23 protein-coding genes are annotated in these 22,949 nt (G+C 66.2%); 16 read left to right on the forward strand and 7 right to left on the reverse strand.

From position 1 onward, the window contains the following. Positions 1-99 precede the first annotated feature (99 nt). Both NFX52_RS00695 and nudB read left to right on the forward strand, forming a co-directional pair. On the forward strand, positions 100-915 hold the full coding sequence (locus tag NFX52_RS00695; RefSeq protein WP_369801375.1) for a CsgG/HfaB family protein: 816 nt from the start codon (positions 100-102) through the stop codon (positions 913-915). Between the two features lie 18 nt (positions 916-933). Continuing rightward, a complete protein-coding gene (gene nudB / locus NFX52_RS00700; protein ID WP_055399114.1) occupies positions 934-1,401 on the forward strand; it encodes a dihydroneopterin triphosphate diphosphatase in 468 nt (155 codons plus the stop codon). Between the two features lie 47 nt (positions 1,402-1,448). On the opposite strand, the gene NFX52_RS00705 is transcribed toward nudB, so the two are convergent. After that, positions 1,449-2,354 (reverse strand): LysR family transcriptional regulator, encoded by a 906-nt coding sequence (locus NFX52_RS00705; RefSeq protein ID WP_055399361.1) that lies wholly within the window; start codon positions 2,352-2,354, stop codon positions 1,449-1,451. Positions 2,355-2,510: 156 nt separating this feature from the next. Here NFX52_RS00705 and NFX52_RS00710 point away from each other — a divergent pair, with 156 nt between their 5' ends. From NFX52_RS00710 to NFX52_RS00735, 6 genes are read left to right on the forward strand one after another with little or no spacing between them, the layout of a single operon-like run. Beyond that, entirely contained in the window at positions 2,511-3,986 is a 1,476-nt protein-coding gene (locus NFX52_RS00710) for an aldehyde dehydrogenase family protein (protein ID WP_055399112.1), read from the forward strand. A 33-nt stretch (positions 3,987-4,019) separates the two neighbouring features. Next, positions 4,020-4,901, forward strand: a complete 882-nt coding sequence (locus tag NFX52_RS00715) for a DODA-type extradiol aromatic ring-opening family dioxygenase (protein ID WP_055399359.1) — start codon at positions 4,020-4,022, stop codon at positions 4,899-4,901. Next, entirely contained in the window at positions 4,898-5,845 is a 948-nt protein-coding gene (locus NFX52_RS00720) for a fumarylacetoacetate hydrolase family protein (RefSeq protein ID WP_055399110.1), read from the forward strand. The genes NFX52_RS00715 and NFX52_RS00720 overlap by 4 nt, the downstream gene beginning before the upstream one ends. Positions 5,846-5,871: 26 nt before the next feature. Further along, positions 5,872-6,870, forward strand: a complete 999-nt coding sequence (locus NFX52_RS00725; protein WP_055399108.1) for a Bug family tripartite tricarboxylate transporter substrate binding protein — start codon at positions 5,872-5,874, stop codon at positions 6,868-6,870. A gap of 10 nt (positions 6,871-6,880) precedes the next feature. Next, positions 6,881-7,696 (forward strand): 2-oxo-hept-4-ene-1,7-dioate hydratase, encoded by an 816-nt coding sequence (gene hpaH / locus NFX52_RS00730; RefSeq protein WP_055399106.1) that lies wholly within the window; start codon positions 6,881-6,883, stop codon positions 7,694-7,696. A 10-nt stretch (positions 7,697-7,706) separates the two neighbouring features. Beyond that, positions 7,707-8,552, forward strand: coding sequence for an aldolase/citrate lyase family protein (locus NFX52_RS00735; protein WP_055399105.1), 846 nt, complete (start codon positions 7,707-7,709; stop codon positions 8,550-8,552). Positions 8,553-8,584: 32 nt separating this feature from the next. Here the strand turns inward: NFX52_RS00735 and NFX52_RS00740 are convergent, their stop codons facing one another. Further along, the gene (locus tag NFX52_RS00740; protein WP_055399103.1) at positions 8,585-10,345 is read right to left on the reverse strand and encodes a tetratricopeptide repeat protein; all 1,761 of its coding nucleotides are present in this window, start codon (positions 10,343-10,345) and stop codon (positions 8,585-8,587) included. Between the two features lie 176 nt (positions 10,346-10,521). On the opposite strand from NFX52_RS00740, the gene NFX52_RS00745 reads away from it, so the two are divergent. The 8 genes from NFX52_RS00745 to NFX52_RS00780 all read left to right on the forward strand — a co-directional run bounded on the left by NFX52_RS00745 (position 10,522) and on the right by NFX52_RS00780 (position 17,065). Continuing rightward, a complete protein-coding gene (locus NFX52_RS00745) occupies positions 10,522-11,259 on the forward strand; it encodes an endonuclease/exonuclease/phosphatase family protein (protein ID WP_055399101.1) in 738 nt (245 codons plus the stop codon). A gap of 133 nt (positions 11,260-11,392) precedes the next feature. Beyond that, positions 11,393-12,631 carry a cardiolipin synthase ClsB gene (gene clsB, locus NFX52_RS00750; RefSeq protein WP_055399099.1) on the forward strand — a complete coding sequence of 413 codons (1,239 nt, stop codon included), beginning with the start codon at positions 11,393-11,395 and terminating at the stop codon, positions 12,629-12,631. 197 nt (positions 12,632-12,828) lie between these two features. Continuing rightward, complete coding sequence (folE, locus tag NFX52_RS00755) at positions 12,829-13,557, forward strand: GTP cyclohydrolase I (protein WP_055399357.1); 729 nt, start codon at positions 12,829-12,831, stop codon at positions 13,555-13,557. Between the two features lie 2 nt (positions 13,558-13,559). Next, positions 13,560-13,982, forward strand: a complete 423-nt coding sequence (locus NFX52_RS00760) for a BLUF domain-containing protein (RefSeq protein WP_055399097.1) — start codon at positions 13,560-13,562, stop codon at positions 13,980-13,982. A gap of 248 nt (positions 13,983-14,230) precedes the next feature. Then, complete coding sequence (locus tag NFX52_RS00765; protein ID WP_055399095.1) at positions 14,231-15,112, forward strand: EamA family transporter; 882 nt, start codon at positions 14,231-14,233, stop codon at positions 15,110-15,112. After that, positions 15,109-15,957, forward strand: coding sequence for a DUF429 domain-containing protein (locus tag NFX52_RS00770; RefSeq protein ID WP_055399093.1), 849 nt, complete (start codon positions 15,109-15,111; stop codon positions 15,955-15,957). Before NFX52_RS00765 ends, NFX52_RS00770 begins: the two co-directional genes overlap by 4 nt. Positions 15,958-16,041: 84 nt before the next feature. Then, a complete protein-coding gene (locus NFX52_RS00775) occupies positions 16,042-16,260 on the forward strand; it encodes a hypothetical protein (protein ID WP_055399091.1) in 219 nt (72 codons plus the stop codon). Positions 16,261-16,393: 133 nt separating this feature from the next. Then, entirely contained in the window at positions 16,394-17,065 is a 672-nt protein-coding gene (locus NFX52_RS00780; RefSeq protein ID WP_055399089.1) for a histidine phosphatase family protein, read from the forward strand. A 53-nt stretch (positions 17,066-17,118) separates the two neighbouring features. On the opposite strand, the gene NFX52_RS31315 is transcribed toward NFX52_RS00780, so the two are convergent. The 5 genes from NFX52_RS31315 to NFX52_RS00800 form a co-directional block, all read right to left on the reverse strand. After that, positions 17,119-17,505, reverse strand: coding sequence for a DUF6979 family protein (locus NFX52_RS31315; RefSeq protein ID WP_082437491.1), 387 nt, complete (start codon positions 17,503-17,505; stop codon positions 17,119-17,121). Between the two features lie 143 nt (positions 17,506-17,648). Then, positions 17,649-19,016, reverse strand: coding sequence for a tetratricopeptide repeat protein (locus tag NFX52_RS00785; RefSeq protein WP_055399087.1), 1,368 nt, complete (start codon positions 19,014-19,016; stop codon positions 17,649-17,651). A gap of 23 nt (positions 19,017-19,039) precedes the next feature. Then, positions 19,040-19,648: a hypothetical protein gene (locus NFX52_RS00790; protein ID WP_252635348.1), complete on the reverse strand. Its 609-nt coding sequence runs from the start codon at positions 19,646-19,648 to the stop codon at positions 19,040-19,042. Between the two features lie 103 nt (positions 19,649-19,751). After that, positions 19,752-21,155: an amidase gene (locus tag NFX52_RS00795; protein WP_055399083.1), complete on the reverse strand. Its 1,404-nt coding sequence runs from the start codon at positions 21,153-21,155 to the stop codon at positions 19,752-19,754. A 263-nt stretch (positions 21,156-21,418) separates the two neighbouring features. Then, positions 21,419-22,909, reverse strand: coding sequence for an ABC transporter substrate-binding protein (locus tag NFX52_RS00800; RefSeq protein ID WP_055399081.1), 1,491 nt, complete (start codon positions 22,907-22,909; stop codon positions 21,419-21,421). Positions 22,910-22,949: the final 40 nt, after the last annotated feature.

Here is a 22,949-nt window from a genome sequence, read left to right on the forward strand (position 1 = left end):
AGCGGCAAGGGCTTGGCAGCCTGCGCCGCTTTTTTCTTGGCCAGCCCATGCCCACGGCGATGTGGCGCTGGCACTGAAAGGACACTTTCCATGCGTTCAATGACGACCCGGGCTTTGTGGATGGGCGCCGTGCTGCTGGCCCTGGCAGGTTGCGGCGAAAAGAAGACCGAACTGGGCCAGGGCGGCTCCGTGGTCACTGGCTCGGCAGGGCCGGCGGGGGCCAGCAACGCTGCGCGCGAACTGGTGCGCTGCGAGGCGCCCGTGGCCACGCTGGCGCTGGCAGAAAACCCCAGCGGCTACACCATGGGTTCGGGCTACAGCCTCCCGCCATCCCCCGTGCCCCTGGTCAAGCTGCTGGCCCAGCAAAGTGGCTGCTTTCGTGTGGTGGACCGGTCGGCCGGGCTGCGCGGAACCATCCAGGAGCAGGACCTCAAGGACTCCGGCGTGCTGCGCAAGAACAACTCCACCGTGGCAAAGGGCAAGGGCTACGAGGCGCAGTACACGCTCACACCCAGCCTCACGTTCAGTGAGCAGGACGCGGGACGGGGCCTTGCGGGCGTGATTGCCATGATTCCGGTGCTGCGCGACATCGCGGGCCTGGCCGGCATGGTGGAGCAGGTCAAATTCAAGGAGGCGCAAACGGCACTGCTGCTGTCCGACAACGAAACCACCGAGCAGGTTGCCGCCGCCACCGGGTCCGCACGCACCACTGACCTGGGCGTGGGCGGGCTCGTGTTCGGCAAGCTCGGGGGCGCAGCGGGTGCGGGCTGGAGCAATACCAACGAGGGCAAGGTCATTGCCGCTGCCTTCCTGGACGCGCACAACCAGTTGGTGGTGCAGGTCAGGGCGCTGCAGGCCAAGGAGCTGCCGCCGCCCGTTCCCACCACTTCAGCCCCGCGTTCCAAGGCCGGGTAGAGAGGGAAGGTGTCGCCCATGGTGCCGACAGCGCAGCACAGGCCCTACAAGCTTCCAGAGTCGGTGCTGGTGGTCATCCACACGCCCGCCCTGGAGGTGCTGCTGATCCGCCGCACGGGCGGTGATGGGCACTGGCAATCTGTCACCGGGAGCAAAGACCGCCTTGATGAGTCGTTTGAAGAAACCGCCCGCCGCGAAGTGGCCGAGGAAACCGGCATTGATGCGCGGGCGCCCGGCTGCCTGCTGACCGACTGGGCCTTGGAGAACGTCTACGACATCTGGCCGCAATGGCTGCACCGATACGCTCCGGGGGTCGTGCGCAATCGCGAGCGGGTGTTTGGCTTGTGTGTGCCAGCAGCTACGCCCGTGGTACTGAGTCCTCGTGAACACGATGCTTTCGAATGGTTGCCGTGGCAGCGCGCGGCCGAGCGCTGCTTCTCGGCCTCCAATGCTGAGGCCTGCTTACTGCTTCCTCGTTTTGTGTAGGCAGACGTTGGTGCGCGCCCCGCACTGCGCGCGGCGGCGCCGGCAGCTCACTTGCGCTGGGCGAGGATGCGGATCAGGTGGTCTGCGAAGCCCTCCGCTGCAGGCGAGGTGGCCCGCCGTGCGGGGCTGTAGAGGCACACGTAGCGCATGACTTCGGGCGACAGGATGCGGCGGCGCACCAGTCCGAGTGGCTTGGCCAGTGCACCCACATAGTCGGGCGCCAGCGTAGCGGCCACATCGGCGGCAGCCAGGCCCATGGCGGTGGAGATGTTGTCCACGATCTCTACGGGGGTCACACGCTGCTCGCTGGGCAGCCCGGTGTGCATCTGCGCCACGCTGCGTTCGTGATCCCGCCCGGCAGCCACCAGTGGGTAGGCGTGCAGCTGCGCCCAGGTCACGTTGCGTTTGTGGGCCAGGGGATGGGTGGGCGCACACCACAACACCCAGGGGCTCTCGAACAGCTGGGTACGCACGATGTCATCGCCACAGGCGCGATCCGGACCCAGGGCCAGATCGGCGTCGCCGCTGGCGACTGCATCGACGAGTTTTTCCACCGGCACGTCGCGAATGCGGATGTGCACCTTGGGCCTGGTTTGTGTATAGGCCTTGATGGCTTTGGGCAGGATCACGCTGGCGACGACCAGTGGTGCTGCGATTCGCACGATGCCCGCTGCGCGGTTGCGGACATCGCTGGCGGCCGACTGCGCTATGCGCAGGTGCTTGAGCACCGACTCTGCCGAGGCCAGAAACTCCCGCCCCGCGCTGGTGATGTCAACCCTGCGCGTGCTGCGCTCAAGCAGTTTGAAGCCGAGCGCGTCTTCCAACTCGCTCACGAGTTGGCTTACTGCAGACGGTGTAAGGGCCAAACGCTCTGCGGTGGCCGCGAAGCTGCGCAGTTCTGCCACGTTGACAAAGGCTTCGAGCTGGCGTGGCGTGAAATGGGGCAGAGACATGGCTGGTGCGATGGAATCGCTGGGATTCATGCCATTCATTAGAACATCTTCACAATCCGTCATAAAGCATTGATTGTGGTCAAGGAAGGCGCTGCAGATACTTCGCGACGGATCGGGCAAGGTTGCCCGGCTCTGTTGTCTGACTGGAGAACTCCCTTGAGCAATGACATGCTGAATGTCGCCGGCATCGCGGTGTCGCCCCACCACTACATCGACTGCCAGCGTGTTGCGTCCGAGATGCGGTTCGATCTGCACTCGCCCATCGACCAGGCGCTGCTGGGCTCCATCAGCGAAGGATCGCCTGCCCATGTGGACGCAGCTGTCACCGCGGCGGCGCGCGCCTTCCCTGCCTGGAGCGCGCTCACGGCGGCGGAGCGCAAACCCTACCTGGATCGTTTCGCCGCCGAGATTGGAAAACGCGCCGAGGCCTTCTGCACGCTCGAATCCAACGACGCTGGCGTGCTGCTCTCGCGCATGAAGCATGGCGTGGTGCCGCGCGCCGTGCTCAACATCAGCTGGTTCGCCGAGCATGCGCTCACGCTGCAAGACCGGCCCATCGAGACGGATCAGGCCACCCACCTCGTGCGCCACGATCCGGCCGGTGTGGTGGCCATCATCACGCCCTGGAATGCGCCGCTGATGTTGGCCACCTGGAAGCTAGGACCGGCCCTGGCCGCGGGCAACTGCGTCATCGTCAAGCCGCCGGAATGGGCACCGCTGACCAGCAGTCTGCTGGCCGACTGTGCGCACGCCGCCGGCCTGCCGCCTGGGGTTTTCAACATCGTGCAGGGCGGGGGCGCCAGCACCGGGGCGCGCCTGGTCAGCGACCCGCGCCTGGCGCGTATCTCGTTCACCGGATCGGTCCCCACGGCCAAGTGGATTGCCCAGTCTGCCGGGGCCAACCTCGTGCCTTGCAGCCTGGAGCTTGGTGGCAAGTCGGCCTTCATCGTGCTGGAGGACGCCGACATCGACAATGCCGCTGCCACCGGCGCTCTGATGTACCGCAACGCTGGCCAGGTGTGCCTGGCGGGCACGCGCTTCCTGGTGCACCGCAAGGTGCACGACGCCTTCGTAGCGGCCTTGCGCGGCCATGTGGAAAAGCTCACCGTGGGCGACCCGCGCGAGGATGCCACCGAGGTCGGGCCGATCATCCACCCGCGCCAGGTGGAGCGCGTGCACGGTTTTGTGCAGCGCGCCGTGGCCGATGGCGCCACGCTGCTCTGGGGTGGCGCGCACCATTCCTTCGGTGCGCAGTATTACCAGCCCACGCTGCTGGCTGGGGTGCGCCAGGACAGCGAGATCGTGCAGAACGAGGTCTTCGGACCTGTACTCACCCTGCAGGTCTTTGACAGCGACGAAGACGCTATCGCCCTGGCCAACGGCACGGACTACGGCCTGGGTGGCGTCTGCTACGGCGAGGTGGAGCATGCGAGCGCCGTGGCGCAGCAGGTGCGCACCGGCTTCATCTGGGTCAACAGCTTTGGCATCCGCGATCTGGCTGCGCCGTTTGGCGGCATCAAGCGCAGCGGTGTGGGCCGCGAGGGCGGGGACTGGAGCTTCGAGTTCTTCTGCGATGTCAAGGATGTGGTGCTGCCCAAAAAGCCGTTCCGCGCAAGTTTCAGCCACCGCTGACCCCACCCCAATCACATGCAGGAGAACACCACCATGGGAAGCATTGTTGGCGCAGCCATCGTCTCGCACCATCCCGGCCTGATGCAATGCGAAGAGTTTCGCGTGCTGCAGGGCGCGGGGGCCGACTCGGACCTTATCCCCGGCTATGCCCGGCTGCGCGCCAAGCTCGCCGAAGCCCGGCCTGACGTGGTCGTCATCTTCGATTCACACTGGTTCACCACGGGCTACCACCTGGTGGATGGGGCCTCACGCTATCAGGGCAACTACATCTCGGATGAGATGCCCTGGTATCTGCACGGCGTGCCCTACAACTACCGGGGCCATCCAGGATTGGCGCTGGAGATCGAGGCCGTCTCGCGCGAACTGGGGGGCTACAACCGCGTCATCAACCATCCCGAACTGGGCCGACAGTACGCCACCATCAACCTGGTCAAGCACCTGCGGTTGGAGCACAGCGACACGCCGGTTGTCACCGTGAGTTCATGCCAGAACTGCGACTGGATGCATTTCGTGAAATCGGGAGAGGCCATTGGCGAGGCCGTGCGCCGCAGCAACCTGCGTGTGGCGCTGCTTGCCTCCGGGGCGCTCAGCCACAAGTTCAACCCCATCGACTGGAAGCCCAACCACCCGCGTATCTTCCATGAGAGCAATGTCTCGCGCCCAGAGAACATCGCGAGTGACAAGGGTGCGATCGAGCTGCTGCAGCAGGGCCGCCACGGCACTGTGCTCGACCGTTGGCAAGACGAATACCGAAAGCTCCCCTGGGAGGCCTTTGGCGCCCACTACCTGCAGATGGTGGGTGCCATGGGGGGCGCGGACTGCCGCGCGCGGGGTGAGACGCTGTCCGCTTACGAGAACGCGCGCGGCACCGGCAATGTGCATATGTGGTTCGATATGCAAGAGGTGGCGGCATGAATTTCGAATTCCCGCTGAAAGAACTGCCCGCCGTGATGCGTGGACCGCGCATGGAGCGCCGCCGCGTTCTGGTGGGTGGCAGTGCCTGCTGGGGCAGCATTGTGGAAGAGGGCGCACAACAAGGGCAATTGCGCCTGGACGATGGCCGCGTGGTGGACTTGGCGACCGTGCAGCACCTGCCACCGGTGTCGCCCAGCAAGATCATCGCCGTGCACATCTCGTACAGCTCGCGCAGCTTCGAGACGCGTAACCAGCCCAGGCCGACCGAGACGCCCACCTACTTCACCAAGCCGCCGACTTCGGTCAACGGCCATGGCTGCGAGATTCACAAGCCCGCCGACAGCCAGTATCTCAACTACGAGGGCGAGTACGCCGTGGTCATTGGGAGGACCTGCCGCAACGTGCTGCCCGACGAGGCCTGGGACTACATCGAAGGCTTTTGCCCGGCGCTCGACATGGGCCTGCAAAACTACCGCGACACCGACCAGGGCAGCATGCTGCGCGTGAAGGGCGCGGATACGCTGCTGCCCATCGGGCCCGGCATCGTGCGCGGCGTGAACCTGTTCGAACAGACGCTGCGCACCTACCGCAACGGCCTGGTGGTGCAGGAGGCGCACATCGGCGACGAGACCATCTGGGGCCCGCACTACGTGGTAGCCGACATCGCGCGCCACATCACCCTGGTGCCGGGCGACGTGATCCTGATGGGCACGCCTTGCCACTCGCGCTCGGTGGATCCGGGCGACCTGGTGGAGTGCGAGATCACCGGCCTGGGCCGCCTGGCGGGCACCGTGGTCGCCATTGACGCACCGCGTGCCTCGGCGCTGGGCGTGGGCCACCAGCCCACCGACAGCCCCGAGGTGCGGCGCGTGGCCTGCGGCTTCGACGAGCGCGTGCCCGAGCACCTCAAGGCCAACTACCGGCAGGCCGCGCTAAAGAAGTGACAGACAACAAACACAGGAGACAACGCATGACGACACCATCACCCACCATCTCCCGCCGCGACCTGCTGCAACTGGCCCTGGCCGGCGTCGCGGGCAGCATGCCCTTCATGGTGCACGCCCAGGCCATCGACACCGTGAAGATCCTGGCCGGCTTTGCTGCCGGCGGCACGGTGGACACCCTGGCGCGCCGCGTGGCTACCCAGATCACGGGCGGCTATGCCAAGTCGGCCGTGGTGGAGAACAAGACCGGCGCGGGTGGGCAGATCGCCATCACCACGCTCAAGGCTGCCCCGGCGGACGGCGCCACGCTGCTGGCCACGCCCATGTCCATGCTGGGCATCTACCCCCACACCTACAAGAAGCTGCCCTACGACCCGGTGGCCGACGTGACGCCCGTTTCGCTGGGAGTGGTGTTCGACATGGGTTTTGCCGTGGGGCCGCAGGTGCCAGCATCGGTGAAGACCGTGCCCGAGTTCCTCGAATGGTGCAAGGCCCACCCTACTGGCGCCAACTTCGGCTCGCCAGCACCGGGCTCGGTGCCGCACTTCGTGGGCGAACTCATCAGCCGCGCGGGCAAGGTGGACATGCGCCACGTGGGCTTTCGCGGCTCGCAGCCCGCCATCCTGGACCTGCTGGGCGGGCAGATCGCAGCTGTCTCGGCGCCGGTGGGCGAATTTCTGCCGCACCTCCAGGGCGGCAAGCTGCGCGTGCTCGCTACCTCGGGCGCCACGCGCAACAAGTTCGTGCCGGGCGTCAGCACCCTGGTCGAACAGGGCTTGCAGGACATGGTCTACGGTGAGTGGTTCGGTTTTTTCCTTCCGGGTAAGGCCCCGGCCGAGGTGGTGCAAAAGGCCAATGCCGCCATCCGCGCTGCGCTGGCCGACAAGGACGTGGTCGCCGGGCTGGCCGCCATGGGGCTGGAGGCGCGCTCGTCGAGCCCGGCCGAGCTGGCGGCGCTGCTCAAGGCCGATGGCGAAAAATGGGGCCCGATCGTCAAGGCCATCGGTTTCACGGCCGAATCCTGAGGGCGCCCCGATGCTTGACGACGCACTGATCGAGCAGCTCGCCAGCGAGCTGCACCAGGCCGAGAAGACCCGCGTGCAGGTGGAGCATTTCTCCAGGCGCCACCCCGGTATGACGGTGCAGGACGGCTATGCCATCTCGCGCGCCTGGGTGGCGATGAAGATCGCGGAGGGGCGCACGGTGCGCGGCCACAAGATCGGCCTGACCTCGCGCGCCATGCAGGTCGCCAGCCAGATCACCGAGCCCGACTTCGGCACGCTGCTGGACGACATGTTCTTTGCCGAGGGCGGCGACATCCCCATGCAGCGCTTCATCCTGCCGCGCGTAGAGGTGGAGCTGGCCTTCGTGCTCAACAAGCCGCTGCGCGGCGAGCCGGGGCGCCCCCCGGTGAACATCTTCGACGTGCTGGCCGCCACCGAGTACGTGGTGCCCGCCATCGAGATCATCGACGCGCGCATCGAGCAGCACGACCGCCACACGGGCGTGATGCGCAAGGTGTTCGACACCATCTCGGACAACGCGGCCAACGCTGGCATCGTCACCGGCGGGCGCCCCGTGCGGCCCGATGCGGTAGACCTGCGCTGGTGCGGTGCGCTGCTCTACAAGAATGGCGTCATCGAGGAGTCGGGCCTGGCGGCAGCCGTGCTCAACCACCCGGCCACGGGCGTGGCCTGGCTGGCCAACAAGCTCGCACCCTATGGCGAGGGGCTGGCGGCGGGCGAGGTGGTGCTGGGTGGCTCCTTCACGCGCCCCGTGGCCGCCGCAGCGGGCGACACCTTCCATGCGGACTACGGGCCGCTGGGCAATATCGCTTTTCGCTTTGTTTGAGGGCTTGGGTATGCACACCCCTGTGAACACCTTCAAGGCAGCCCTGGCTGCGCGCACGCCGCAGATCGGTCTGTGGTTTGGCCTGGCCCATGGTTATGCGGCCGAGCTGGTGGCGGGTGCCGGTTTTGACTGGTTGCTGCTCGATGGCGAACATGCCCCCAACGATGTGCCGCTCATGCTTGCCCAATTGCAAGGTATTGCCAGCGCGCGTGCCCTGTTGGGCACCGGGCCCCACCCGGTGGCGCGCGTGCCCGTGGGCGACACGGCGTTGATCAAGCAGTACCTGGACATTGGTGCGCAGACGCTGCTGGTGCCCATGGTGGATACCCCCGAACAGGCCGCGCAACTGGTGCGCGCCATGCGCTACCCGCAAGACGACGGGCAAGGCGGCATCCGTGGCCTGGGTGCAGGCCTGGCGCGTGCTTCGCAGTGGATGCGCTACCCGGGCTACCTCACGGAGGCCAATGCTCAGGTCTGTCTGCTGGTGCAGGCCGAGAGCACGCTGGCCATTCAGAACCTGGATGCGATCGCCGCCACGCCGGGGGTGGATGGCGTCTTCTTTGGCCCGGCGGATCTGTCAGCCAGCATGGGTCACGTTGGCAATCCAGGCCATCCTGATGTGCAGGCCGTGATCGAAGACGGAATACGCCGCGTGCTGGCAGCGGGTAAGGCCCCGGGCATTCTGATGGCCGACGAGAAGCTGGCACGCCGCTATCTGGAGCTGGGCGCCGTCTTCGTCGCTGTGGGGGTGGACACCAGCGTTCTGGTGGCGGCTACGCGGGACCTGGCGGCACGCTACGGCAGGCCGGTGAGCCTGGCTCCCTCCCGCAATGCACGATCGGTGGCCGTGTACTGATCTTGGCAGGCGCAGGGCCAGCGACCGGGGGCCTACCCTGGTGGCCGCAGCCGAAGCTTGTCCGCTGGATTGTCTGGCGCAGCGCTGGCAGCGCTGGCAGGGGCCCTGGGATCGTCGCCCAGCGGCGGCCGGGCCGCTGAGGCTGGCTCGGCGGCGTTGCGCGAGCGGATGGCCACGCCCCCTGGGTGCCGCTCGCTGTCCTGCCCCAGGATAGCCCGTGCCGGGGTGGAGCCCACGCGGGCGCGCAGCGTGTCAATGGCCTCCTGCAATGGCTCGGGCGAGGCCATGCGTGCCCGGTGGCGCAGCAGCACCTGCTGGGACATGTCCACCAGCTTGGAGTTGAGCGTTCGCTCGGCCTCTGCCAGCAGATGATGGACGGCACCGGTCGGGTCTCCGTGCAGGCTTTGCGCGATGGCGGCCTCGGCGGTTTTGTTGATGTGGACCAGGCATTCGCGCACAAGGTCGCCATACGGCGTGTGCAGGTTGCAGGCGTTGGCCAGAAGCTCGGTCAGGCCGCGCGTGTTGGCATAGCGCATGCCCAGCGCACGCACCCAACCTTCGCCGTCGGCCAAATCAATCGACGTGACGGCCAGCACCGCCAGCAGGCTGCCCAGGTTGCAAGCGGCCTCGAAATCAAAGCTGCTGGCCGTGATCTCGCGTGCCATGCTGCGCACCGACTCCACTGCTTGCGAGAACTGCCGCTGCTGGATGAGCTGCAGCGTGCGGGCCACCTCGGCAAAACGCTGCACGCGGGCGCTGCCCTGGTGGCGCTCCAGAATGCGGCCAAAGTCGGCCATGCAGCGTTCGATGCCCTTGCGGTCGTTCTCGGCAAAGTACGAGAACGTGAGCAGCACCAGCGACTGGAAGTCAAACAGCTTGGAGTCGATGCCCAGGATGGCAGCCCGCGCCAGCACCTTGGTGGCGGTTTCGCGGTCGCCCATGTAATACGACATCATCCCCAGCTTCTGCAGCCGCACCACCGAATCCGGGGTCAGCCCGCTGGCCGTGCGGTAGGTTTCGATGGCCTGCGAGAAATTGCCCAGCTCCACCTGCGCCCGGCCCAGCACGTCGTAGGCATCGGCAAACGAGGCGTCTTCGCCAATCAGCTCCTGCAAGGTGGTCACGGCGCGCGCCGCCTGGCCCGACTCGATCTGCGCGCGGGCCACGCCCAGTTTGGCCCAGGGCAGGGCGCGCGCGGCGATCACGGCTTCAAACAGCGTGCGGGCCTCGTCGTGGCGGCCCAGGCGCAGCAGCAACTCGGAGCCAATGCGCGCGGCATACAGCCAATAGGGTTGGCGAGACTCAAATCGCTCCACACACAGTTGGGCGGCACGCTCAAAATCTTCGGCTTCGATGGCGTCAAAAATGGGGCGCAGATGGATCTTGCGCAGGCGCGCCAAGCTCAGCCGCTCAAACAGCGCGCTGGGGGTGAAGGGCTTGAGCAGATACCCGTCCAGCGCCGACTCGGCGGCCTCGGCCACGGCGGCATACGACGCCTCGGCCGTGACCATGAAAAACACGGTGGAAAACGGCAGCAGCTGTGCGCGCCGCAGATCGTCCAGCAAGGTCTGGCCCGAGTAGCCGCCTTCGCCAAAGTATTGTTCGCACAGCACGTAGTCAAACACGGTGTGCTCCAGCCGGTTGCGTGCGTCCTGCACACGGCTGCATTGCACGATGCGGGTCACGCCGTACTCACGCAGCTGCCCCACCAGAATGCTGCGTGATGTGGCATTGCTGTCAACAATCAAGGCCAGCACCTGGGGTGGGGCGGATTGTTCTTTCTCGGTTGCCATCGGTGGTGTGTACCGGCCCTGCTGCTGGCGTGGATAGGGGAAGCCCCCAGTGTAAGGGCGACCAGCACGGCGCAAATGCCGGGCAAACCCGCTGCGTGCGCGGCTTGCGACACAATCCCCCATCGCAGGCCCGGCATGGGGACTGGCAAGCGCGCTCAACTACTCCGATGAGGCTCATGGAACACGACGACATTCTGCGGGTGGCCACCTACAACATCCACAAGGGCGTACAAGGCATCGGCCCGGCGCGCCGGCTGGAGATCCACAACCTGGGGCTGGCGGTGGAGCAGCTCGACGCCGACATCGTCTGCCTTCAGGAGGTGCGCAAACTTCACCGGCGGGAACAGGCGTATTTCCAGCGCTGGCCCGAGTTGCCCCAGGCCGAGTTCCTGGCCCCCGAGGGCTACGAGGCGGTGTACCGCACCAACGCCATCACCAAACACGGCGAGCACGGGAATGCCCTGCTATCGCGCTGGCCCGTGATCGGCCACCAGCACGAAGACATTTCCGACCACCGCTTCGAGCAGCGGGGGCTGCTGCATGTGGAGGTGGACGCCCATGGCCGCCGCGTGCATGTGATCGTGGTGCACCTGGGGCTCATCCCGGGCAGCCGCATCCGCCAGATCGAACGCTTGCAGCGTTTTATCGAACGCGAGGTGCCCGGTGGCGCCCCGTTGGTGGTGGCCGGAGACTTCAACGACTGGGGCCAGCAGATCAAGCGCATGCTCGCGGGCTATTTTCTGTACGAGTTTGATGCACCGCGCACCTTCACCTACCCGGCTCGGCTGCCGCTGGCGCAACTGGACCATGTCTATGTTCGGGGCCTGACGCCGCTGTCCCTGCACGTGCCCAAGGGCCGCATCTGGTGGCGCATGTCCGACCATTTGCCGCTGATTGCTGAGTTCAGGCTGTGATGCTCCCCCCCTGTGTCGCCTTCGGCGCCTTCCCCCTGAGGGGGACGACACCCACGCTGCGGGGCGGCCCTTGCTTGGTGTCCCGCGCCTTGGCCGCGCCAGTTTCGCCGCGAGGTGGTGGCGGCCTGCAGAGATGAGAAGAAAGTCTTCCGCCACGCTGCGTGGATTCGAGTTTGCCGATGACCACCAGGTGCGCCTGCTGCAAGGGGCCGAGGAGCTGTTCCCTGCCTTGATCCAGGCCATGGATGCGGCCTTGTCGGACATCCAGTTCGAGACCTACATTTTTGATTTCACCGGTGCCGGTGCGGCGGTGGCCGAGGCCCTGATGCGCGCGGCGCAGCGCGGCGTGCGCACCCAGCTGGTGGTAGACGGCGTGGGCACCGGCGCCTTGCCGCACGACTGGGCGCAGCGCCTGCAGGCGGCCGGCGTGCAGTACCGCGTGTACTCGCCGCTCGGCCCGCTGGGGTTGCTGCTGCCGCACCGGTGGCGCAGGCTGCACCGCAAGCTGTGTGTGGTCGATGGGCGCATGCTGTTTTGCGGCGGCATCAACGTCCTGGATGATTTTCACGACCCCAACTACGGCACGCTGGATGCGCCGCGTTTCGACTTTGCGGTGCTGGCCACGGGCAGCCTGGTGGCGTCGGCCAGCGAGACCATGGACCAGCTGTGGTGGCGCATGCAGGCCGTGCGCGACGCGCGCCAGCGCCGCCTGCCTGAGGCCTTGCAGGCCCTGCGCGCGGCCAGCGCCGCCCAGCACGCGGCCCGGGTCGCCCAGGCAGGCCCGCCCATGCGGGCTGCGCTGGTGCTGCGCGACAACGTGCGCAACCGCAGCCGCATCGAGAAGGCCTACCGCAAGGCCATTGGCGCGGCGCGGCACGAAGTGATCATCGCCAACGCGTATTTCATGCCCGGCGGCAAGCTGCGCCGTGCGCTGGTGATGGCAGCGCGCCGGGGCGTGCGCGTGCGCCTGCTGCTGCAGGGGCGTTATGAATACTTCATGCAGTACCACGCGGCGCGGCCGGTGTATGGCGCGCTGCTGGAGGCGGGGGTGGAGATTCATGAATACGCGCCCAGCTTTTTGCACGCCAAGGTGGCTGTCATCGACGCGCTGGGCGACAAACCCTGGGCTACCGTGGGCTCGTCCAACCTCGACCCCCTGAGCCTGCTGCTGGCGCGCGAGGCCAACGTGGTGGTGGAAGACGCCGCCTTTGCCACCGACCTGCGCCAGCGCCTGGTGCATGCCATGCAGCATGCTGGCCGGCGCATGGACCCGGCCCGGTACGCAGGCCGCCCCCTGCGCCAGCGCGTGCTCGACCGCGTTGCCTTTGGCCTCATGCGGCTGGCGTTGTGGGTTACCGGAAACAGGTATTGAGGAGGCCCCCATGGGGCGCTGCGCGCACCGGACGCGCCATTTGCCTGCGCCTGGGCCGTGGGCAGGTGGCATGAACGACGGAATCCTGCAGGGCATTGTGCTATTGTTTTGATAGCTTTTTGCGCTTGTCCATCAAGCGCTGGATGCCTAAAACCCTTGAAATCCATGCGCCAGCGTTCGCTGTTACGATTCTGGCCATGTCCAGCCAACCCGCCGCCGATATGACGCCCACCCCGCCGGATGATGAAGGCACGCCTGTCTCCGTGAAGATTCGCGAACGCCTTGCCGCCGCCCGCAAGCGCTTTCACGCCAATGACAACATTGCCGAATTCATCGAGCCCGGCGAGCTGGAAAAGCTGCTCGACGAGGTCGAAGTCAAGATGCAGGGCGTGCTCGACAGCCTGGTGATCAACACCCAGGGCGACCACAACACCAACAACACCGCGCGCCGCGTGGCCAAGATGTACCTCAACGAGGTGTTCAAGGGCCGCTACGTGGCGCAGCCGCCCATCACCGAGTTCCCCAACGCCGAGCACCTGAACGAGCTGATGATCGTGGGCCCGCTCACCGTGCGCAGCGCCTGCAGCCACCACTTCTGCCCCGTCATCGGCAAGATCTGGATCGGCGTGATGCCCAACGAGCACACCAACGTGATCGGCCTGTCCAAGTACGCGCGCCTGGTGGACTGGATCATGGGCCGCCCCCAGATCCAGGAAGAAGCCGTGGTGCAGCTGGCTGACCTGATCATGGAAAAGACCCAGCCCGACGGCCTGGCCATCGTGATGGAGGCCAGCCACTTCTGCATGTCCTGGCGCGGTGTGCGGGACAACGACAGCCGGATGATCAACTCGGTCATGCGCGGCGTGTTCCTCAAGGACAGCGCTCTGCGTCGTGAATTTTTGTCCCTCATTCCTGGAAAGAACTGACCATGCTGGTACGCCTGCTTTACGCCAGTCGCGCGGTCGATACCTCGCCCGCCGCCATCGAAGCCATCCTGACGCAGTCGCGCCAGCACAACCCAGGCTCCGGCATCACCGGCGTGCTGTGCTACGGCGGCGGCGTGTTTCTGCAAGCCATCGAGGGCGGGCGCTCTGCGGTGAGCGAGCTGTATGGCCACATCCAGAAGGACCCGCGCCACAAGAACGTGGAACTGCTGCACTACGAAGAAATTGCCGAGCGCCGCTTTGGTGGCTGGACCATGGGGCAGGTCAACCTGTCCAAGATCAACCACTCGATCCTGCTCAAGTATTCAGAGAAGCCCGAACTGGACCCGTATGCGGTGTCGGGCAAGGTGTCGTTTGCGTTGCTCGAAGAGTTGATGGCCACGGCCTCCATCATCGGAAGAGCTTAGAGATCACCCCCCTGAGGCGCTGCGCGCCTTCCCCCCGCTCTCGCACCGCTGGGCGGTGCGGGCAGGGGGACGCCACCAGTGCGGCGGGGCGGCCCTTGCACGGTGGCTCCCGGCTTGGGTCGCGCCAGTTGCAGATGCCTTGAGCGATATTCAGCCCTTCAATCGATCGACCCTTTCGCGCCCTCCAAGCCGCAGCCGCTACAGCGCTGCGGCTTTTTGCATTCAAAAGCCCTCTCTCTTTCTGAACCGTGACCTTCACCGCCTTCGCCCTCATCATCCTCGCCGGCCTCATCCACGCGTGCTGGAACATCGTGGCCAAGAAGGCCGGGGGGGACTCGCGGTTCGCGTTCTTCACCTCGGTGATCATGATGGTCGTCTGGGCGCCGCTGGGCTGGTGGCTGGGGCGCGATGCGGTGCCGCAGTGGGGCGCGGTGGAGTGGGGTTTTGTCGCCGCCAGCGGGCTGCTGCATGTGGCGTATTTCGTCATCTTGCTGCGCGGTTACCGCGTAGCGGACCTCACGGTGGTGTACCCGCTGGCGCGCGGCTCGGGGCCGCTCTTGTCGTCGCTGGTGGCCATCACGCTGCTGGGCGAGCAGATCTCTGCGCTGGGCGCTTTGGGCATCGTGGGTGTGGTCGGGGGCGTGTTTCTGATCGCGGGTGGCCCGGGCCTGCTGCGCGCCGCGCACGACCCCGCTGCGCGGGCTCGGGTGCACAAGGGCATGTTGTATGGCTTGCTTACGGGCGCTTTCATTGCCAGCTACACGGTGGTCGATGGCTATGCCGTCAAGTTCTTGCTCATGTCGCCCATCCTGGTGGACTACATGGGCAACTTTGTGCGTGTGGGCCTGCTCGCACCCGTGGTGCTGCGCGACCTGCCCACGGCCCGCACGCTCTGGCTGGCGCAGTGGCGTTTTGCGCTGCTGGTGGCGGTAGTGAGCCCGGTGGCCTATGTGCTGGTGCTGTACGCCATGCAGCAGGCGCCCCTGTCGCATGTGGCCCCGGCGCGCGAGGTCTCCATGCTGTTTGCGGCGCTGATTGGCGGGCACCTGCTGGGCGAGGGTGACCGCGTGGCGCGCATCTTCGGGGCGCTGTGCATTGCAGCTGGCGTCACGGCGCTGGCACTGGGATGACGGCCGCCGCACCACAATCCCTGCTGTTGGGCTGCGACTTCTCCAGCAGCCCCACGCGGCGCAAACCCATCGTGCTGGCGCTGGGCCAGCGCCAGGGCGCGCGCGTGTCGCTCACCACGCTGCAGCCGTTCGACGCCCTGGCCGCGTTCGGCCAGTGGCTGGCCCAGCCCGGCGACTGGGTGGGTGGCTTTGACCTGCCCTTTGGCCTGCCGCGCGAGCTGGTGCAGGCGCTGGGGTGGCCCACCGACTGGCATGCCTGCATGCTGCACTACCGCAGCCTCAGCCGCGAGCAGATCCGCGCGCAGTTTGCGGCGTTCTGCGATGCGCGCCCCGTGGGCGGCAAGTTTGCCCACCGCGCCACCGACGGGCCTGCAGGCTCCAGCCCCTCGATGAAATGGGTGAATCCGCCCGTGGCCTACATGCTGCACGCAGGCCTGCCGCTGCTGCTGGATGCCGGGGTGCACCTGCCCGGCCTGCACCCTGGCGCCCCTCACCGCGTGGCGCTGGAGGCCTACCCCGGCCTGCTCGCGCGTGAGGTGCTGCAGCGGCGCAGCTACAAAAGCGACGACCGCGCCAAGCAGACGCCGGACCGCCTCATTGCCCGCAAGGACCTGGTCAACGCGCTGGAGCTGGGCCAGACCCGCCTGGGCCTGCGCCTCAAGCTCAGCCATGCCCAGCGCGATGCGCTGGTTCAGGACGCCAGCGGCGACAGCCTGGATGCCGTGTTGTGCCTGCTGCAAGCCGCCTGGGCCGAGCAGCGCCATGCCGAGGGCGATGCGCTCTATGGCCTGCCTCCAGGGCTGGACCCGCTCGAAGGCTGGATCGTGACGGCTGAAAAGCCTTAACCAACCATTCCACCGCTTTTCCCGGCATCGGCCCGGCGCAGGCTGCGTAGCATGGGCGGTACACGCTGGATGCTTTGTTTGCCCATGCCTTTTGCCCCCCGCCTTTTGTTCGTGCTGGTCCTGCTGGCCCCGCTGTTGGTGCAGGCCGCCCCCGCGCCCTGGTACTACTGGCGCAGCTTGGTCGATGGCCAGCGCGTGTGTGCACAAACCTCGCCCGGCCACGGCTGGGAGCGCGACAGCGCTGCCTATGAAGGCCCTGGCTGCCAGCCCCGGCGCAAGGTGCTCATCGTGCCCATGCGGTAGCTGTGGCTGTCCGCCTATGGCTTCTGGTGATTGCGGTGCTTGTTATAAAAATAATAGCTGCTAGCGCTTGCTGGATAAGCGCTAGAGGCCAAAATTGCTTGCATTAATGTGTGTACATTCGATAATGACATGCATGACCGAACTCATCCTGATCCGCCACGGAGAGACCGACTGGAACCGCGAGCTGCGCTTTCAGGGCCATGTGGACGTACCCCTCAACGCCACTGGCCACGAACAGGCCCGCCGTCTTGCAGAGCGCCTGGCTGCAGAGCGCCCCGTGGTGCACCACCTCATCTGCAGCGACCTCATCCGCACCCAGCAGACTGCCACGCCGAGCCTGCAGGTGCTGTTCCCCCAGGCCCGCATCGACACCCTCACCGACAGCGCCCTGCGCGAGCAAAACTTTGGCGTGGTGGACGGCAAGCGCGTGGACGACGTCAAGCTGGAGCACGCCGACGCATGGAACCAGTGGCTGCGTTTTGAAGCCGACTACGGCATGCCCGGCGGCGAGACCACCCGCCAGTTCCACACCCGCGTGATGGACGCTGTCTACCGCATCGCGCAGCAGCACAGCGGCCAGACGGTGATGGTGGTCACCCATGGCGGCGTGCTCGACATGATCTGGCGCACTGCGCGTGGCACCGGGCTGGACGGCCCGCGCCAGAGCGACATTCCCAACGCGGGGCTCAACCGCGTGCGGGTGAGTGGCGATGCGGTGGAGGTGCTGGACTGGGCCGACGTGCGGCACCTGGCGGATTTGCCGGAGCAGCCGGTGTATGACCAGACGAAGTTGGTGGTGCGGTGAGGTCGAAGTTCAGCGACCGTCAATGGGTGCTCTGAAATGAGCTTGCGGGCTTTCTATGGCAAGAGGAGATCAGCCGTCCAAAGCGCGCCAACAACTGCCATCTGGTGATTCGGCGCCTTCGGCGTACCAGCGACCACCATATTCCATAGAAGACTGACGTCGCTTACCAAGGCAGGATTCTGTTTCAGAAGATCCATGGCTATTAGTGCGTATTCCTTGTTCTTCTTCGACCGTGTGTAGGTTCCGGCTGGTACGCCTTTCACCCGCCCACTTTCGCAGAGGCCTAGGAAGGCGCTGCGAGGACAACCTTTTTCCTGCGAGGACTTGCTGTGTGGGAAAGCTTCCACTACCGCGGTGTCCCACGCGCGAACCGGTGATTGATCATCGCCCTGACGAACGAGCGCCACCGCTCTTACAGCGGCATCTCCATAGCAAGCCATATTTTTTCCAAGCAAAATTTATCTACTAGCAAGTGGTGTGCGATGTGAACGAGACCAGCATTCGCATTTATGGGCGGTTGTCCGCAAAGCCTGCAGACGCCCTCTCGAACAGACATTGAGGCGCCAAAGCATGCCTTGATGAGTCATTGAAAGGCCCGTCCGCCGCAACCCTCCGGCAATCCCAACACCCCATTCACCACCCCCACCTGCCGCGCCAGCCTCTTCGATTCCGGCTGCCCATTCACCAACGGCTGCAACAAATTCTGCACCGCCGCCCACTGCCCATTGCGCTGCAGTGCATCCAGCCAGATCTGGTGAAACAAATCCCGCTGCGCGTGGCTGCCGCCAATCTCCACCAGCCGGGGCAGGGCCGCGCCCAGTTGCTCCGCTGCAGTCGCCCAGTCGCCCTGCGCATGCGCCAGCAAGCCCTGCGCTGCGGGTACACACACCTGTTGCCACACGGTGCGTTCATGCGCCTCGGTGCGGGTGGCGGCGTGGGCTGCGATGTTGTTGTGCAGCGTGTGCACGGCCTCCATGCGCCCGGCGCGGGCCAGGCCGTAGAGGTATTGCAGGTCCAGGAATGGCAACACGTGGTCGGCCAGACGCAGTGCCAGGTGGTCGGCCACATCGGCCCAGCGGTTGCCCACGTCTACGCCCGCCAGCTCCAGCCGAGCGAGCAGTGACACGGCGCCGATCTGGTCCTGCGTGTATTCCTTGACCACCCCCCAGACTTGGCTGTCATACAGCGCCAGCACTTCGGCGTGCCGGTCCTGCTCCAGCAGAAAGAGCGCCTGGTGCCACCAGTTGTGCGTGACCATGAAGGAGTTCAGGCCCGTCCAGGTGTCGCTCATGCTGGCCATGAAGTCGGTACCTTCGCGGATGCGTCCCTGCGTCAGCATCACGTGGGCCAGGGCGTGGTGGGCCCAGGGCTCCTTGCGGCAAAGGGCGATGGCGTGGCGGGCGGAGGCCTCGGCGCGGTCGAGCAAATGGCATTGCTCCCAGCCAAAGGCCAGCATGCCGTGCAGGTAGGGCACATCGGCGGCGGCAGGCACAGCCTGCAGCGCCAGGCGCAGCATGCCGGGCGAGTCGCCCCGGTTGAACAAATGGTATTGACCGAGCTTGAGCGATGCCAGGTCGCGTGGAAACAGGCGTGCCTGCTCCTCATGCAGCGCAATCGCACGGGGCAGGTCGCCATCCACCCAGGCAGCCACGGCAGCGACAAAACGTTGCTCGCGGTCACTGGCTTGTGGGGCGTTGGCCAGCGCCTGGTTGATGAAGGGGCGTGCGTTGCGCGGTGCGTCGGCCGATTCGGCAAACATGTGCAGCGCCGCGCAACTGGCTTGCACGATGGGGCTGGTGTCTGCGGCTGCGTTCAGCACATTCACCGCGCGGGCTTCGCAGGCGATGAAGCCTTCGACAAAGTCATTCAAGGCCGCCGCGCTGGCGGTGTCCTGCAAGGTGACGGGGTTGCCCAGGCTATCGGTCGTGCGGGTGTGCGTGGAGGATGGCATGGGGCATTGTTAGGGGTGGTGGATCAGCCGCCCTTGATCAGCGTCAGATAGGCTTTGCGGGTGTCGGCAGACGCCGAGGCCACGAGCTGCTCGTGCGGCGTCTGGTGGCGCGCCAGCATGCGGGCGGTGGCAATGGTCTTGGATTTGCAGAACCAGTGGCAGGTGTGCTGCATGAGGAACAGTTCTGCCGTCATCATGAAGGCCCGGTCCTTGGGCGCGAGGTGGCTGGTGTTCTGCACCACGTGCGCAATGCCGCGCGCGTGGATGGCCAGGGCCTTGCGCATGTCGAAGGTGAAGCTGGGCAATATCTTCTCGGCAAAGGGGATCGCCATTGCCAGGCGGCTGACGCGTGTGGTGGCCTCGGGCTCCTTGGCAAAGTCGGCGGCAAACCGGCTGAATTGCTCGGTGAGTTGCGCCTCGGTGGTGCTCAGCAGACTCCAGATCTGCTGGCGGCGCTCGTCCGTGCTTTCGCCCAGGGCGCGCAGGTAGCCGTCGGTCAGGGCCTCCATGAGCTTTTCGATCTGGTAGTTGGCCAGGTGGCTGCCCAGCAGCGCAATGCGCTTGCGCTGCTCTTTGGCGTTGAGCATGTAGGTGCCGGTGGCAATCAGGATCGCCAGGATGAGGATGTCCATGCGGTGTGGTGCGTTCGTACAGGGGGTGGGAGAGTGGTGGCCCAGGGTGGCCCGGTGTCTGCCAACAAACCCCCAAGGTTACCAACAACCTCCGGCCATGCTTTCAGCCCGCTGGCGGCTGGGGCCATGCCCGCTGGGGTTCACGGATCAGCTCGAACGCGTGTGCCACCTGCAGCACGCCCAGGTCGTCAAAACGTGCACCCGCAATCTGCAGGCCAATGGGCAGGCCGCTTGTGGTGTAGCCGCAGTTGACCGACGCGGCGGGCTGCTCGGACATGTTGAAGGGCACGGTAAACCCGATGTGCTCCAGCGGGCGCAGCGGGTCGTTGGTGGGCGAGGGCAGTTCGGCCTGGAAGGCGGGCATGGGCGCCACGGGGGAGATCACATAGTCAAAGGCACTGCAGGCCTTCACGGTGTTGACCCGCGTCAGGTGGAACTGGTGGCTGGCGTTGAAGACTTCGGTGCCGCTCATGCCCGCTGCGCTGTCGGCCCAGGTGCGGATGTAGGGCAGCACCTTGTCGCGCCGCGCGGCGGGCAGGGCCTGCAGGTCGATGTGCGAGCGCATGCGCCAGAAATGGTCCATGCCGTTGAGCATGGCCTGGGTCATGAAAGGCGCCATGGGCACGATGGTGGCGCCCGCGGCCTCCATGAGTTTTGCTGCGCGTTCTACGGCGGCTTTCACCTCGGGCTCCACCGGCAGGCCGCAGCCCGCATCCAGCAGCAAACCAATGCGCAGGCCGCGCAAGCGTTCGGCGCCCTTGTTGAACTGGCTCCACGCGATGTCCTGGTAGGGCAGGCTCATGCTGTCGCGCGCGTCGGGCTGGCTCAGCACCTGCATCATCAGCGCGGCGTCGGCCACGGTGCGGGTCATGGGGCCTGCGGCGCGGCCGGTGTAGGGTGGATCGATCGGAATGCGGCCCAGGCTGGGCTTCAGGCTGAAGATGCCGCACCAGCTGGCGGGCAGGCGCAGCGAGCCGCCGATGTCGGTGCCAATGTGCAGCGGGCCGTAGCCTGCGGCTGCGGCAGCGCCACCGCCGGCGCTGGAGCCGCCGGGGCCCTTGCGGGTGTCCCACGGGTTGCGCGACAGGGGGTGAAAGGTGGACAGGCCCGAGGACAACATGCCGTAGTCGGGCATGGTGGTCTTGGCCACGATGACGGCGCCCGCCTCGCGCATGCGGGCGGCGGGCGGTGCATCGGCAGCGGCGGGCACCAGCTCGACGGCGGCCGTGCCCAGGGGCGTTGGATCGCCTTCGGTGGCGATGTTTTCCTTGATGGTGCTGGGCACGCCATCCAGCGCGCCCTTGGGCTCACCACGCAGCCAGCGGGCTTCCGATTCGCGGGCTTGCGCCAGGGCCATCTCAGGGCGCAGCAGGTAGGTGGCGCGGATGTGGGGCTCCCACCGCTCAATGTGGGCCAGCACGGCCTGCGTGACCTCGACGGGGGACAGCGTGCGCTGGCGGTAGGCGGCAAGGAGGTCGTGGGCGGGCAGGTCGTGCAGGGCTGTCATGGCGGGGTTTGGGGAGTTTTATCAATAAAAAAGGCTGCTAGCGCTTATTGGTAAAGCGCTGGCAGCTATTAGTTTAGGAGCTTTCTGCTTCTGCGGGCTTCAGCTATTCACTGCGCTGTGCGCTGCCCGCGAAACTGGCGCGGCCCAGGCGCGGGCAGCCGAGCAAGGGCCGCCCCGCAGCGAGGGCTGCGTTCCCCTGCCCGCATTGCGCAGCAATGCGAGAGCGGGGGGAAGGCCCGAAGGGCCTCAGGGGGGAGCCCATCTCAAGACCAGGACAGCGCGGAGATGTCGTTCACGAACACAGGCATGTCTTTCCACAAGCCCTTGAGGTTCTTGTTGGCCACCGTGATCCATTGGTTGGAGTACAGGAAGGCGTGCACTGCGTCGTTGGCCAACAGGCGCTGGGCATCGCCCAGCAGCTTGGCGCGGTCGGCGGGGCGGGCGGCGTTCTTGATCTGGGTGAACAGGTCGTTGAACTTGGGCGAGTTGTAGGCCCAGTAGTAGTCGGGCTTGGCAAAGTTGCCCAGGTCGAAGGGCTCCACGTGGCTGATGATGGTCAGGTCGTAGTTCTTGCTGCCGTAGGTGCCGCTGAGCCACTGCGCCCATTCCACGTTCTGGATCTTGGCGATGATGCCGACCTTGGCCAGCTGGGCAGCCACCACCTCGCCGCCCTGGCGGGCGTAAGGCGTGGGGGGCAGCGTCATGGTCAGCTCCAGCGGCGTCTTGATGCCGGCTTCGGCCAGCAGCTTCTTGGCCTTCTCGGGGTCGTAGGGGTTCACGCCCGTGGTGTCCACATAGCCAAAGGCGCCAGGCACGTAGTGGCTGCCAATGGGCGCACCGTAGCCGTCGCCCGCGCCTTCGATCACGGCCTTGCGGTCAATGGCTGCGGCAATGGCGCGGCGCACGCGCACATCGTCCAGCGGCTTCTTGCCGTTGTTGATGGCCAGAATGGTCTTGGCGCGCGAGCCTGCCACGATCACCTGGTACTTCGGGTTGGCCTTGAACTGTGCCACGCTGCGCGGTGTGACGCGCGGGAAGGCGTCCACGTCACCGGCCAGCAGGGCGGCCACCTGGGCGGCGGGGTCGGAGATGAAGCGGAACGTGGCGCGCTTGATCTTGATGGCCTTGGCGTCGCGGTAGCCGTCCCACGCGGTCAGCACCACGGATGATCCCTTGTTCCAGGCCTGCAGCTGGTAGGGGCCGGTGCCCACGGGCTTGTTCGCGTTGGTGTCGGCGCTCTTGGGCTCCACGATGATGGAGGTGGCCTGGCCGAGGATGAACAGCAGGTCGGGGTCGATCTCCTTGTTGAGCAGCACCACGGTGTAGTCGTCCACCACCTGGGTGGTGATGCCTGCAAAGGTGCGCTTGTCCTTGTTGGTGCTCTTCTCACCGCCCGCGCGGTCGTACGAGAACTTGACGGCCGCAGCGGTGAAGGGCTCGCCGTTCTGGAACTTCACGCCACGGCGCAGCTTGAAGGTGTAGGTCTTGAGGTCGGGCGAGACCTCCCAGCTTTCGGCCAGCAGGGGCGACACGCTGCCGTCGGGGTTGATCTTGGTGAGCGTCTCGAAGATGTTGTATTGAACGATCTCGGCGATGGCAGATGCCGCACCGGCGGTGGGGTCCAGGCCTGGGGGCTCCAGCGTCATCGCCAGCGTCACCGCATCTTTGCGGCTTTGCGCCATGGCGCCAAGCGAGGTGGACAGGGGCACAGCGGCGATGGCGCCAGTGGCAAGGACGGTACGGCGGTTCAGCATGTTCGGACTCTCCAGACAAAAAACCAGACGAAGACCCCGG

It is taken from the genome of Acidovorax facilis (assembly GCF_023913775.1).
Lineage (GTDB): Bacteria > Pseudomonadota > Gammaproteobacteria > Burkholderiales > Burkholderiaceae_C > Acidovorax > Acidovorax facilis.

Excerpts from the sequence above, each read along its gene's own strand:
- NFX52_RS00695 (WP_369801375.1), top strand. The coding sequence starts at position 100 with ATGACGACCCGGGCTTTGTGGATGGGCGCCGTGCTGCTGGCCCTGGCA.
- nudB (WP_055399114.1), top strand. The coding sequence starts at position 934 with ATGGTGCCGACAGCGCAGCACAGGCCCTACAAGCTTCCAGAGTCGGTG.
- NFX52_RS00705 (WP_055399361.1), bottom strand. The coding sequence starts at position 2,354 with ATGTCTCTGCCCCATTTCACGCCACGCCAGCTCGAAGCCTTTGTCAAC.
- NFX52_RS00715 (WP_055399359.1), top strand. The coding sequence starts at position 4,020 with ATGGGAAGCATTGTTGGCGCAGCCATCGTCTCGCACCATCCCGGCCTG.
- NFX52_RS00720 (WP_055399110.1), top strand. The coding sequence starts at position 4,898 with ATGAATTTCGAATTCCCGCTGAAAGAACTGCCCGCCGTGATGCGTGGA.
- NFX52_RS00725 (WP_055399108.1), top strand. The coding sequence starts at position 5,872 with ATGACGACACCATCACCCACCATCTCCCGCCGCGACCTGCTGCAACTG.
- hpaH (WP_055399106.1), top strand. The coding sequence starts at position 6,881 with ATGCTTGACGACGCACTGATCGAGCAGCTCGCCAGCGAGCTGCACCAG.
- NFX52_RS00735 (WP_055399105.1), top strand. The coding sequence starts at position 7,707 with ATGCACACCCCTGTGAACACCTTCAAGGCAGCCCTGGCTGCGCGCACG.
- NFX52_RS00740 (WP_055399103.1), bottom strand. The coding sequence starts at position 10,345 with ATGGCAACCGAGAAAGAACAATCCGCCCCACCCCAGGTGCTGGCCTTG.
- NFX52_RS00745 (WP_055399101.1), top strand. The coding sequence starts at position 10,522 with ATGGAACACGACGACATTCTGCGGGTGGCCACCTACAACATCCACAAG.
- clsB (WP_055399099.1), top strand. The coding sequence starts at position 11,393 with ATGAGAAGAAAGTCTTCCGCCACGCTGCGTGGATTCGAGTTTGCCGAT.
- folE (WP_055399357.1), top strand. The coding sequence starts at position 12,829 with ATGTCCAGCCAACCCGCCGCCGATATGACGCCCACCCCGCCGGATGAT.
- NFX52_RS00760 (WP_055399097.1), top strand. The coding sequence starts at position 13,560 with ATGCTGGTACGCCTGCTTTACGCCAGTCGCGCGGTCGATACCTCGCCC.
- NFX52_RS00770 (WP_055399093.1), top strand. The coding sequence starts at position 15,109 with ATGACGGCCGCCGCACCACAATCCCTGCTGTTGGGCTGCGACTTCTCC.
- NFX52_RS00775 (WP_055399091.1), top strand. The coding sequence starts at position 16,042 with ATGCCTTTTGCCCCCCGCCTTTTGTTCGTGCTGGTCCTGCTGGCCCCG.
- NFX52_RS00780 (WP_055399089.1), top strand. The coding sequence starts at position 16,394 with ATGACCGAACTCATCCTGATCCGCCACGGAGAGACCGACTGGAACCGC.
- NFX52_RS31315 (WP_082437491.1), bottom strand. The coding sequence starts at position 17,505 with ATGGCTTGCTATGGAGATGCCGCTGTAAGAGCGGTGGCGCTCGTTCGT.
- NFX52_RS00785 (WP_055399087.1), bottom strand. The coding sequence starts at position 19,016 with ATGCCATCCTCCACGCACACCCGCACGACCGATAGCCTGGGCAACCCC.
- NFX52_RS00790 (WP_252635348.1), bottom strand. The coding sequence starts at position 19,648 with ATGGACATCCTCATCCTGGCGATCCTGATTGCCACCGGCACCTACATG.
- NFX52_RS00795 (WP_055399083.1), bottom strand. The coding sequence starts at position 21,155 with ATGACAGCCCTGCACGACCTGCCCGCCCACGACCTCCTTGCCGCCTAC.
- NFX52_RS00800 (WP_055399081.1), bottom strand. The coding sequence starts at position 22,909 with ATGCTGAACCGCCGTACCGTCCTTGCCACTGGCGCCATCGCCGCTGTG.